This is a genomic window from Desulfocicer niacini, from assembly GCF_054657595.1.
Genome location: NZ_BAAHYK010000030.1, coordinates 52,348 through 64,794 on the forward strand (window position 1 = coordinate 52,348; position 12,447 = coordinate 64,794).

General features: G+C 50.6%; 10 protein-coding genes. All 10 read left to right on the forward strand.

Features of this window, described 5'->3' with window-relative positions; genetic code table 11:
• Positions 1-321 precede the first annotated feature (321 nt).
• The 10 genes from ACYQ2M_RS16285 (at position 322) to ACYQ2M_RS16330 (ending at position 12,354) form a co-directional block, all read left to right on the forward strand.
• Complete coding sequence (locus ACYQ2M_RS16285; protein ID WP_459917421.1) at positions 322-1,695, forward strand: TrpB-like pyridoxal phosphate-dependent enzyme; 1,374 nt, start codon at positions 322-324, stop codon at positions 1,693-1,695.
• 128 nt (positions 1,696-1,823) lie between these two features.
• Entirely contained in the window at positions 1,824-2,084 is a 261-nt protein-coding gene (locus ACYQ2M_RS16290; RefSeq protein ID WP_459917422.1) for a hypothetical protein, read from the forward strand.
• Positions 2,085-2,213: 129 nt separating this feature from the next.
• Positions 2,214-3,563 carry a 4Fe-4S dicluster domain-containing protein gene (locus ACYQ2M_RS16295; RefSeq protein ID WP_459917423.1) on the forward strand — a complete coding sequence of 450 codons (1,350 nt, stop codon included), beginning with the start codon at positions 2,214-2,216 and terminating at the stop codon, positions 3,561-3,563.
• Positions 3,560-4,711 carry an NADH:ubiquinone reductase (Na(+)-transporting) subunit B gene (locus ACYQ2M_RS16300; RefSeq protein WP_459917424.1) on the forward strand — a complete coding sequence of 384 codons (1,152 nt, stop codon included), beginning with the start codon at positions 3,560-3,562 and terminating at the stop codon, positions 4,709-4,711. The genes ACYQ2M_RS16295 and ACYQ2M_RS16300 overlap by 4 nt, the downstream gene beginning before the upstream one ends.
• The gene (locus ACYQ2M_RS16305) at positions 4,704-5,408 is read left to right on the forward strand and encodes an FMN-binding protein (protein ID WP_459917425.1); all 705 of its coding nucleotides are present in this window, start codon (positions 4,704-4,706) and stop codon (positions 5,406-5,408) included. Before ACYQ2M_RS16300 ends, ACYQ2M_RS16305 begins: the two co-directional genes overlap by 8 nt.
• Positions 5,409-5,730: 322 nt before the next feature.
• Positions 5,731-6,372 (forward strand): NADH:ubiquinone reductase (Na(+)-transporting) subunit D, encoded by a 642-nt coding sequence (locus ACYQ2M_RS16310; RefSeq protein WP_459917426.1) that lies wholly within the window; start codon positions 5,731-5,733, stop codon positions 6,370-6,372.
• Positions 6,373-6,381: 9 nt separating this feature from the next.
• Complete coding sequence (gene nqrE / locus ACYQ2M_RS16315; protein ID WP_459917427.1) at positions 6,382-6,990, forward strand: NADH:ubiquinone reductase (Na(+)-transporting) subunit E; 609 nt, start codon at positions 6,382-6,384, stop codon at positions 6,988-6,990.
• A gap of 76 nt (positions 6,991-7,066) precedes the next feature.
• Entirely contained in the window at positions 7,067-8,281 is a 1,215-nt protein-coding gene (gene nqrF, locus ACYQ2M_RS16320; protein ID WP_459917428.1) for an NADH:ubiquinone reductase (Na(+)-transporting) subunit F, read from the forward strand.
• 542 nt (positions 8,282-8,823) lie between these two features.
• Positions 8,824-10,977 carry an LOG family protein gene (locus tag ACYQ2M_RS16325; RefSeq protein ID WP_459917429.1) on the forward strand — a complete coding sequence of 718 codons (2,154 nt, stop codon included), beginning with the start codon at positions 8,824-8,826 and terminating at the stop codon, positions 10,975-10,977.
• Positions 10,978-11,856: 879 nt separating this feature from the next.
• Positions 11,857-12,354: a Crp/Fnr family transcriptional regulator gene (locus ACYQ2M_RS16330; RefSeq protein ID WP_459917430.1), complete on the forward strand. Its 498-nt coding sequence runs from the start codon at positions 11,857-11,859 to the stop codon at positions 12,352-12,354.
• The last annotated feature ends 93 nt before the right edge of the window (positions 12,355-12,447 follow it).

Consider the following 12,447-nt stretch of genomic DNA (forward strand, 5'->3'; position numbering starts at 1 on the left):
TGAAGGCTACCTTTTCATATAACATACATGGCTGCTACCAGCAGCCACAACGAAAAATGAAACTCTAATAATTGCGGTATGTTAGACGTAGTTTCATATAAAATATTATTCACACTGGGGGGCATGCTTGCGCTATTGACGTTTTTGTTGAAAACACAACAGGGCAAGCTTGAGCCCGCTGGTCCATGAACGATGTCGGGTGTCAGATGTTATGATCATACCCCAAAAATCATCTTGACAAAAAAAGTGAAAACTGAGATTTTGTTTCTACCAAAAGAAACGTTGGATGTATAGATAATTTTTTATTTAAAGGAGAGCAGCGTGGCCGTAAAAATTTTTTTGGATGAAACAGACATCCCCAAACAATGGTACAACATTGCAGCAGACCTGCCTGGAACCCCCAACCCGCCCCTGGGACCTGACGGTAATCCCATCAGCCCGGATATGCTGGCACCTGTTTTTCCCATGAATCTCATCGAACAGGAGGTAAGTCAGGAACGCTGGATTGATATCCCGGAAGGGGTTCTGGATCTTTTGTACCGGTGGCGTCCATCTCCTTTGCGCCGGGCTGTTCATCTTGAAAAGTACCTGGGTACTCCGGCCAAAATATTTTTTAAGGATGAGAGTGTCTCCCCGGCGGGCAGCCATAAACCCAATACCGCCGTGGCCCAGGCCTGGTATAACAAAGAATTCGGCATTAAAAAACTCACCACCGAAACCGGGGCAGGGCAGTGGGGCAGTGCACTTTCCCATGCCTGTGCCCTGCTGGGCATGGAATGCAAGGTATTCATGGTGAAAATCAGTTTTGACCAGAAGCCCTTCAGAAAGGCCATGATGGAAACCTGGGGGGGCACCTGCATTGCCAGCCCTTCCATGGAAACCAATGCGGGCCGGGAGATTCTGGCTAAATACCCGGACACCCCGGGAAGTCTTGGCATGGCCATCAGCGAGGCGGTGGAGGCAGCCGTAACCGACACCACGGGCCAGACCCGTTACTCCCTTGGCAGTGTCATGAACCACGTGATGCTCCACCAGACCATCATCGGCCTTGAGGCCCAGAAACAGCTGAAAATTGCAGGCATTAAAAAAGTGGATACCGTCATCGGCTGTGCAGGTGGCGGCAGCAATTTCGCCGGTCTTGCCTTTCCCTTTACCCAGGATAAGATCAACGGCCAGGACATTGAGATCATTCCGGTGGAACCGGCCTCCTGTCCCACCCTGACCCGGGCTCCCTTTGCCTATGACCATGGCGATGTGGCAAAAATGACCCCCATGCTGGCCATGCACTCCCTGGGACATGATTTTGTACCAGCCCCCATCCATGCCGGCGGGTTACGCTACCATGGCATGGCCCCTCTGGTTTCCCAGGCCGTGGCCCACGGATTGATGAGCCCCATGTCCATCAAGCAGCTGGAATGCTATGAGGCGGCCATGATCTTTGCCAGAACAGAAGGCATGATCGTGGCCCCGGAGACCAGTCACGCCATTGCCGCCACCATCAGAAAGGCAAAAGAGGCCAAGGAAGAGGGAAAAGAAAAGGTCATCATCTTTAACTTGAGCGGCCATGGACTCATGGATCTCAATGGGTACAGCCGTTATATGGCCGGGGAACTGGTTAATCTTGAACTCTCCCAGGAAGAGCTTGATGCCACCCTGGAAAGAAGCATCAAGGGCAATCCTGTTCCCAAACTTTAATATTGGGGGGCAGGTCTGGTTTATGGGTGTTTTTGTAACCATGTGCAGGAATGCTCGGGTGATTTGATTTTGGGGCGGCCGGTGGGTCGCCCTTGTTTTTTATGGCATTTCGCAGGAGGTGTGTTTACATGGATGAAGATAAGTATGATATGGAACGGGGATATTGTCGACGTCTGGGCCATGATGTGGATTTTTCTTATTGTCGCATGGCAGGTCAAAGTACTCCCTGTTTTAAGATTTTTGACTGCTGGTACGAACGATTTGACATCAAGGGGTTCATGGAATCCCATTACACACCAGATGAGATCAAAGCCCTGTTGACCCCTCCCCAGGATAAGGTTTCCACACTTTACGATCTCATTGAAAAGGCCAGGAAGGCCAGCCGGTAATATTCCGGGGAGGATTAAATCCCATTTATTGTTTGACCGTGTTGTTGAAAAAGGTATACTGCATGGAATGCGTTTAAGTGATGACATTTGCAGCAACCTCACAAACAGATAAAAAGCGGTCCAGGGTGTATGAAACGATTAAAACTTGCCAAGACTTTTCACTCACAACTCAACGGCGTACCGGATACAACGCTGACCTCCCTTGGTTCGCCGGACACAGTGGCCCTGGTACCTGATACAGCCCCTTTTGTAAAATTAAAACTCCTGGTGCGGGAAAATGATGTCGTTCAAACAGGCACTCCATTGCTTAAGGATAAACGAGATCCAATGGTTCAATGGGTTTCCCCCGGTGGCGGAACCATAGAGCGCATTGTTCGCGGGGAGCGACGGGTGGTGCAGGAAATTGTTATTCGTCTGGACAGCGAAACGAAACCCGCTGATACCTTTGCCCCCATTACCAGAAAAATGCTTGATGCCATGCCCCGGGAAACCCTTGTTGATTTACTGAAACAGCGGGGTGTCTGGCCCCTTATCCGGCAGTTTCCTTTCATGGATATCCCCGATGCCCACTCACCTTTTCCCCTGGCTGTGATATCCCTTCACACGGGTGATCCTTTTGCCCCGTCACCGGCTGTTTATTTAAAAGAGCAGCAGGCTAGCTTTCTTCATGGGCTTGCCATTCTTGAAAAACTTTCCGAAAAACTGGTTGTGGGGACTCCCCAACAATTTCTTTCTCCCCTTAAGATAATGGGCCTGTGCCATGAAGTGACCCATGTCACCCAGGAGCACTATCCCGCCGGAGATCCCGGTGTGATGCTATATCAGATCAAAAAAAGTGCTGCTGATAATCGTGCATGCACCATGGCACCCCAGGATCTCATTGCCATGGGCAGTCTTTTTTTAACAGGGCAGTATTATACAAAACGTATTTACGCGGTTGCAGGCACATCCGCACGGCCCCCGGCCCATTATATAACCCGTGCGGGTAGCCCGGTTGCCCATCTTGTGGGGGATATCCAGACTGTCAGGGGGGTGATTACCGGCGGCTTGTTCACCGGTGCCCTTACCCGGATGGATGCTCACATGGGGATCAGTACTTCTTCGGCCATTGTGATGGATGCCGTGGACAAAGATGCCTTTTTCGGTTTTGCATGGCCGGGGCGGGATTTGCTGACGGAATCTGCCACCTTTGTCTCCAGTCTGGGATCAGCATCCCTTTCCATGGATGCCACCCTCCATGGCGAAGAGAGGGCCTGCATCAACTGTGGCTGGTGCGATAAAAAATGCCCGGTGGATCTGCTGCCCCAGTTCATCATGAAGGCTGCGGGGGCAGGGGAGATGGACGAGGCCCTTTCCCTTGGATTGCTGGACTGCACCAGATGCGGTCTTTGCACCTTTGTGTGTCCGTCAAAAATTGACCTGGCCGCCATCATGGACCTGGCCGCACAGACCTGTTATAGAGATCGGATGATGTCATGAATCCATTAAAAAGTTTGTTTGAAAAAACAGATCCCCATTTTAAAACCGACGGGCGATTTTCCCGCTTCAAGGGGATATACACGGCCACCCGCACCTTCTTTTTTCTACCCTCTCCGGTGACACAAACCGCCCCCCATGTCCGGGATAACATTGATCTGAAGCGATTCATGAGTTTTGTTATTCTGGCCCTGCTGCCACTGACGCTGTTTGGCATGTTCAATGTGGGATACCAATATCACGGGGGCCAAGCCAGTTTACCTGCAATGTTTTTAACCGGTGCTTCCCATGTGCTTCCCATCATCGCGGTGTCCTATGGGGTGGGGTTTTTCTGGGAGATTCTCTTTGCCACGGTGAGGGGGCATGAGGTTACAGAGGGGCTTCTTGTCACAGGGTTGTTATTTCCCTTGACCCTGCCGCCCACCATTCCCCTGTGGCAGGTGGCGCTGGGGATTTCCTTCGGGGTGGTCATGGGAAAGGAGGTGTTTGGGGGGACGGGACGCAACCTCTTAAATCCAGCGCTGACGGCCCGGGCCTTTGTGTTTTTCTCCTACCCGGTTTCCATGTCCGGCAATGCCGTGTGGCAGGTGACGGCCCCCGGGGTGGATGCAGTTAGTTCTGCCACGGCTCTGTCCGTGGGGGGGACCGGTGGACATATCCAGGAGATGATTGTTAACGCCGGGTTTTCCCTGGAGCGATTATTTTTTGGTCTGCATCCGGGAAGTATCGGCGAGACCTCGGCTTTTTTGTGTTTTGTCGGTGCTGTATTTCTCATGGTGACCCGGGTGGCAAGTTTTCGGATTATCCTTGGCGGCATTGCCGGGGTGATAAGCACTGCACTGGTTTTTCAGGGCTTGCCCGGACCCGCAGATACCTGGTTTTCCGCAGGGCCCTTGTACCATCTTTTTTCCGGGGGCTTTGCCCTTGGCATTTCATTCATGGCAACGGACCCGGTGTCCGCTCCGGGTACGGACAGTGGGCGGTGGATTTACGGGTTTCTCATCGGATTTTTCACGGTACTCCTCCGGGCGGTGAATCCTGCTTATGTGGAGGGGGTGATGCTTTCCATTTTGTTCATGAATGTTTTTTCTCCGTTGATAGATCATGTGACAGTGAAGATCAATGCGGCCCGGAGGATTCCCAATGTCTGAAAACTCCGAAAAGGCCAAAAGAATCCATGCCGTTAAATTTGCAGCCCTTGTTGCTGTGGTGTGCTGTCTGCTCATCACCGGGGCCTCCACGGGATTGAAGCCCTTTCAACAGGAGAATCGAACCCTGGACCGGCAGAAAAATATTCTCCGGGCCGCAGGAATCGTGAGCATGGAGACCACACCCTCCCGGGGGCAGATCCAATCGCTGTTTCAGGATAAAATTCATGAGGTTACGGTGGATGCCAAGGGAAATTTCATGGAAAAGGGGACGGGAGAGGGACTCAACCTTTATCTATATCAGGAAGATCAGACCCTGAAGGCCTATGTTATCCCCATTGAGTCCAGGGGATTATGGGGAAAAATAAAGGGTTACATGGCCCTGAAAGCCGATGGGGAAACCGTTGCCGGCTTCACTGTGTACAGCCATTCAGAAACCCCGGGTCTGGGGGGAGAGATTGAAAAGGCATGGTTTCAGAAAAACTTCATCGGCAAGAAAATTTTTAATGCTGCCCATGAATTTGTATCCATTGGCATTGCCAAAGGCAGTGTGGATGCACTGGCCGAAGATGCCCGGGCCAACCATGTGGACGGCATCAGCGGTGCCACCCTGACGGGGAAATATCTCACCCAGGGTATTAAACAAAACCTGGAGCGGTATGAGGCGGTGTCGGTGAGACTTCGCCAGAGGCAGCAATAGGGGCAATATAACCTGCATCTCCTGGTAGACACAACGAATAATGGGTCGTAGACGCGGAGCCAAATGGCATTATGCCGCCGCCCCCCCGACGGGCAATGGGCCCGGACCGGAACTGTAGACAGCTCAATTGTCCGGTTCCTATTGCCCCATCGGGGGGGCGGCTCTGCTGAGGTTGCCTTGGAGGCTGTCTTTTCATATAAAAAAATGGACAGGGCCTGACGGATACATCAGAAAATGGGTCGTAGACGCGGAGCCAAATGACATTATACCGCCCACCGACGGGGGGCTGGTGTGGAGATTTACATAAAAGGAAATACAAGGTATGGGCAGTGAAAATCTAACGCTGAAAGAGACGTTTTTCCGGGGGATATGGAAGGAAAACCCAGTGGCGTACCAGGTGCTTGGCATCTGTTCGGCTCTGGCTGTCACCGTACAGATGAGGACAGCCATTGTCATGGGGCTTGCCTTGACCGTGGTGACGGGCATGTCAAATTTTATCATCTCCCTGTTGCGTAAACAGATTCCTTCCACCATCCGCATCATTGTGGAGCTGACGGTGATCGCCTCCCTTGTCATTGTCATTGACCAGGTGCTCCAGGCCTTTTTATATGATATCAGCAAGCAGTTGTCTGTGTTTGTGGGGCTGATCATCACCAACTGCATTGTTCTGGGCCGGGCCGAGGCCTTTGCCCTGGCCAATCCGCCGTTGCCCGCCCTGCTCGATGGTCTGGGAAACGGTCTGGGATATGGTCTGATCCTGGTAGCCGTGGCCTTTGTGCGGGAACTTCTGGGGGCCGGGAAAATAATCGGTATTTCTGTGGTGCCCCAGGTGTGGATGGATGCAGGCTATGCTCACATGGGTTTGATGGTGCTGGCCCCCGGCGCTTTTTTTATTATCGGGCTTCTGGTGTGGCTGAAAAACAGTCTGCCCGGCGCCTCCCATGAAGAAAAAACCGGACAGTAGGTGTATTCAATGATTGATCTCATCAGCCTGTTTATAGATTCGGTGTTCATCGGTAATATCCTGCTCTCCTATTTTCTGGGGATGTGTTCTTTCATTGCCGTGTCCAACAACATTGAAACCTCCGTGGGGCTGGGGTTTGCGGTGATTTTTGTGCTCACCATCACGGCCCCCGCCAACTGGGCCATTTACCACTGGCTGCTGGCACCGGGGGCATTGTCCTGGGCAGGTCTGGGAGATCTTGATTTAAGTTTTCTTAAATACATTACCTTTATTGCCGTTATTGCCGCCATTGTCCAGGCAGTGGAGATGATCATTGATAAATATTCTCCGGTGCTTTATTCAGCCCTGGGGGTTTTTCTGCCTTTGATCGCTGTTAACTGCGCCATTCTGGGAACTGCCCTTTTCATGGTGGAACGGGAATATACCCTGATTGAATCCATTGTGTTTGGAGCAGGCTCCGGCACGGGCTGGATGCTGGCAATCACGGCCATGGCCACCATTAAGAAGAAGATGCGCTATGCAGATGTCCCCCAGGGGCTTTCTGGCTTTGGGATTACCATGATTGTGGGGGGACTTATGGCCATGGCGTTTATGATGTTTTCCGGTATTACGCTTTGAGTGGGGGGGCGGCATAATACCATTTTCAATATTCGTTGTGTCCGATAGGACATGCCCGTTATAAAGGGGGATTGATGTGATTTACCTGGTCAGTCTGATTGTTTTTTCCATGGTGATTTTGCTACTGGTGGGCATGCTTTTGTTTGTGGATGCCAGGGTCTCGTCCACCGGAGAGAAAAGCATCACCATCAATGGAAATACCCAGAACCGCTTGACGGTGATGGGCACCCCGTCTCTTTTGTCCGCCCTGGGAAGCAATGGGATTTTTCTGCCATCGGCCTGCGGTGGCAGCGGTTCCTGCGGCATGTGCAAGTGTGTGGTACAAGAGGGCGGTGGGGCCATCCTGCCCACGGAGCTGGCCCATTTAAGTCCCAGGGATAAACAGATGGGCCGACGGCTGTCCTGCCAGCTCAAGGTAAAAAATGATATGAAAATCCAGGTGCCGGAATCCATCTTCGGCATCACAAAGGTGGGGGCCCAGGTGGTATCCAACAACAATATTTCAACCTACATCAAGGAACTGGTACTCCGGCCCGATGACCCCATGGTTTTTAAAGCCGGAAGTTATATCCAGATTGACGTACCCGAGTATGAGTTGTGTTTCAAGGATTTTTGCATTGACAGCCGGTATGTGAGTGAATGGAAAAAGTACAATCTTCTGGAGCTGACATCCACCGGCATGAGTCCGGGATTTAGAGCCTATTCCCTGGCCAACCCCCCCCATGAGAATGATATTTTAAAGATGACGGTGAAAATCGCCACTCCCCCTGCCGGAACCATGGGGATTCCCCCGGGATTTGGTTCCTCTTATGTGTTTGGTCTTAAACCCGGAGATCGTGTGTCCGTCAGTGGTCCCTATGGCGATTTTTTTGTTAAAGACACGGACTGTGAAAAATGCTTCATGGGCGGTGGTGCCGGAATTGCCCCCTTGAGAAGCCATGTGCTGGATCAGCTGGAGGGAGCCAAAACCACCCGCAAGGTGAGTCTGTGGTATGGGGCCAGGACCCGCAAGGATATCTGTTACCATGACACCTTCACCAACATGGAGAAAACCTACCATAATTTTTCCTACCATGTGTGTCTTTCCCGGCCCGACCCGGAAGCGGGCTGCTGGGAGGGATTGTGCGGCTATGTCCAGGATAATCTGGCAAAGGAGTACCTGGCCCAGCATGAAGATCCTTCCGAGATTGAGTTTTACCTGTGCGGCCCCCCGGCTATGGTGGACTCCATTGTGGAGACCCTGGACAGTTTCGGGGTGGATGAGGATATGATTTTTTATGATAAGTTTTAAGGGAATGCGCCCGTAAAATGTCGGCTTGCCGACACAACGAATAATGGGTCGTAGACGCGGAGCCAAATGACATTATGCCGCCGCCCCCCGACGGGCAATGGGCCTTGGCCCGGAACCGTAGACGGCCCAATTGACCGGTTCCTATTGCCCATCGAGGGGGCTCTGCTGAGGTAGCCTTGAAGGCTACCTTTTCATATAAAATATACATGGCAGTAAGCACCTGCCACAATGAACAATGAAAAAGCAGTTGCAGTTAACACCCAGTACCCAGCACCTTCTTTTTCATATAACTCGCATGTCCTGGCGGACACAACAAAGCATGAAACGCGATAGCAGAGGTGACCGGGGCAGGTATTGCCCGGAGCGGATTAAATGGCAGCTTTTAGCATGGACGCTGAAAAAGCTGCCATTTCCATCGGAGCAGCCCATGGACGGGCTGCGAGGCTCGAAGAGATGCGCATGCATACATGAGCGGAGGGTAATACCTGACCCGGTCGCCGGAATGGCACGAGTTTCATATAAAAAAAAGAAAGCAAATACCCATGGAAATTCCCCAGATAATAAGCCCGGACGGGCACATATTTACCATAGAACCCCGGGAAGAAAACCAGGAGGTTCGCAATGCAGTATTTCATTTCACCGGTGTGTCCGATTATATGAGAGCTGCCGTCAATGAGAAAAAGCCCTTCTGTTTCACCGGCAGAAGCGGCAATGCACAGATCGGCCTTAACACCATACCCCGAACCCCGGAAACCCTTCCAGTGGTGGACGGGCAGGATGTGCTTCTGGACGGTTCCATTCACAATCTCAATCCCCTGCTTGGCAATGTGCTGGATCAGTTTCACAAGGGAGATGAGATCGGCCGTCTGGTGATCATGGACCCGGATTTGAGAATTCAGGATGTGCGCCATTATCTCCACAAGCGGCTGTTTGTGGGTCGGAAGGTCCGAAAAGGATATTATGATGGATTTGAGATTCAGCAGGAAATTGATCCCCTTACCGGCAAGGCCTGCGATTATATTTCTGTGGCTCTGGAGCCCTACCAATATCGGTTTGAACCCCATGCCATGAACCCCTCCAGCATCAATGCCGTCATTAAAAAAGGGCGTATTGCCCTGAATCGCATTCGTTCCAGAATTCCCCTGAACCTTAAAACCGCCCTGCTGCATCCCGGAGAGCTGTTTGTGGGGGCTATCAAGATTTCTCTGGGGGATATCTATGCGGTGATTGATCCTGTGATTGAGTCTGTGGCCCAGGCCGGGGGGGAAGCCGGTGATACTCCTGTTGACGGGGGCGTGCACCATTTGTCAGCCATGGTGCTGGACCCGTTCCGAACCTTCCGGGACCGCCAAGTGGAACTATACAATTATGGCGACACGGACATGGAGCTGAACACCATCAGAATAAAGATTCGGTTTTTCCGCACCCAGAATCCCCTCACCGTTCCCCTGGAAAAAAGCAAGGTAAAAGAGGGCTATCGGCTGTGTGATCTGTTAACCAACGCCGAGGTGAGTAACCTGCTTCAAACCATTGAGCCCGATTCCCTGGGCATGATTTTAAACAAGGGCAACTTTGTGCCCATCCCCAAGGCCCTGAATCCCCATGGCGAGGCCCAGCTGGAGATGATCAAAAACTGCGTGGTGGAAAGTACCCACCGGAAATCCCACCCGGTGCATCCCATTGACGGCAACGGAGCCTTTAAAAATACCCTGCAGAAATTGTCCGTCCTGGGGGGTGTGAACAGCCGGGTGTTCATTGGTCGATCTTTCCCTGAAACCGAGGTGATGGACGCATTAAAGCGAAGTGGGTTGAGAACTTTTCTTATCAATGCCGACACCCCCTCCTTTGAAGATGATTATGTCAAAAAGATGATCAAACTCACCCATGCCGATCAGTCGGATTGTGAGTTTCTGCGGTATGACACCCAGATTGATAAAATCTACACCTTTTACCACGGCTGCTTCATGGAGCCCGACGACAAGGAGCGGTTTGACCGGGTAAGGTATTGGTTTGCCTTTTACGGATCCCACAGCAATGAGGCCGATAACCGCTTGACCATAGATCTCTTGAACCGGCTGGCCGCCCGTCTGGGGGACGAGATGGGCATCGTCCACGGCGGGGGACCGGGGCTGATGAAAGAGGCCAATGATCTGGCCCGGAAACACAATATCATGAGTGTGGGGGTGGCCATTGATCTGGAGGGGGAAAACCAGGCATCGCTGACCACCTGTGACGGATTGATGAAGTATAAAGAGGGGCTGAGACTGCCCCGCCAGGACCATATCCAGAAACTGAGTAATCTGCCCATCATCAACACCGGCGGGTATGGTACGGCCGAAGAGCTGGCCATTTCCATCACCTCCATGAAGCTCCATGAAAATCCCCTGGCCCCCATTGTGCTGCTGGACCCGGATAATCTGTGGGAGGATGCCCGGAATCAGACCATTAAAATCGCCGAAAAAAAATATGGCCCGTCCTTTGCCCCAAATTTGATTCATTCCTGCGGCACCGCTGTGGATGCCGTGCAGGTGGTGATTCAGTTTCTGGAAGACCCGGATAAATGGTATTCCCAGAAGAAAATTCCCATGGATATTGTTCAAAAAACACGTATTAAATCCAGACGGATTCGCAAAGAAACCCTGTGGCAGAATTATGTTGAGGTGTTTGATCAACCCAACTATCGATTGAAGTCATAATCCTCCACCTTTACAGCTCTGTATGCTTTCACTTGATGATTAAATGTCCGGGAGGGGTCGGCGTATCCGACCCCTTTATTGCGACACCTTTTTAAAATATGATTTTTTGAGTTTTAAGGGGCTGTTCCGGGTATTGGGTCTGTGGTTTTTTAAATCCGAATTGCGGCCCTGCCTAAATCTTGCTTGACACCACCCCTGTGTCACGATATCCTTTATTTATACATGCCGGTTTCTTCCTCTTCTCATCATTAATATTCTAAGGCTCATCTCGGATTCCAGGGGCTTATCCGGTTGGGGTCAGGCTTGCGTTATTAGCATTATCATTGGGGGCTTTGGTTTGTATAAACAGATGGCGATAACGCCAATAACACAAGCCTGACCCCGTCGCACTGACCCCGTCGCAAAAACCATTTTAATAAAAGACCCTGAAACACAATATGAGCCAATTCTAATATGTTAAGTGCTTCTGATTGTTTCTTCTCCTTCTCCTTCTCCTTATCCTTATGATTTCGTATTAGAATTATCCGGGTTGATCTGCAATAAATATTCAAATTTTCTGTTTAAACACCGGGCATCGAAGAATCAACAGCACTCCTTTGGTTCGCGCTTTATGGCATTGTTTTTTACGGCTGTGACCTGTGGTTCCAGGATGCCCGGTTTTGATCATAACATATAGTGGACGATGTCGTGTCGGGGGGGCTTGATCTAATTTCGGCCATTTAAATTGATTTTTTTAGAATTTAATAATGTTATAAGTTCGATATGCAATCTACATGAGCCGTCATATGACCCCATCCCAAAGTGGCCCATGTTGTGAGCAAAGTCCGGGGATTCACCCTTAGTTTGTTTTCTATTCACCTGAAAATGAGGAGGGAAATTATGTTGAAACTTGAAATGATTGAGGATTTGAGTATTTTTAAAGACTTTGAAAAATCGGAATTAAAAAAAATTCTCGAACTCTGTACCATTGAGGAGTATCAAAAAGGAAACAGGCTCTTTTGCGAAGGCGATGCTGCCAAAGAAATGTGGATCGTCAAAGAGGGGGAGGTTCAGCTTCGTTTTGAAATGCCAGATTCAAAACCAAGTAGCACAGAGCAGTCCATGTCGTCCCATTATAATGAAAAACCGGAATCACAGGTATTCGGGTGGTCCTGCTTTATTCCGCCATATAAAATGAGTTTGTCCGCCTATTGCGTGTCGCGTCGGTGCCAAGTGGTTAAAATTAAAAGTGTTCTGCTCAAAAATCTCATGGAAGCGGATCCGTTGATCGGCTTTAAAATAATGACATACCTTGTCCAGGTGGTGGGCTACAGGTACAAACAGATGCAGGAAGAAGTCGTTAAATTTGTGGGTATCAATATGATGAATTCGTGGTGATCTGTATAAATAACTCAATGATCAAGTTTTTTTATCTTGATATATAACGAGGAGGGGTCAGGCTTGCGTTATGGGCATTATCGTTGACGTTTC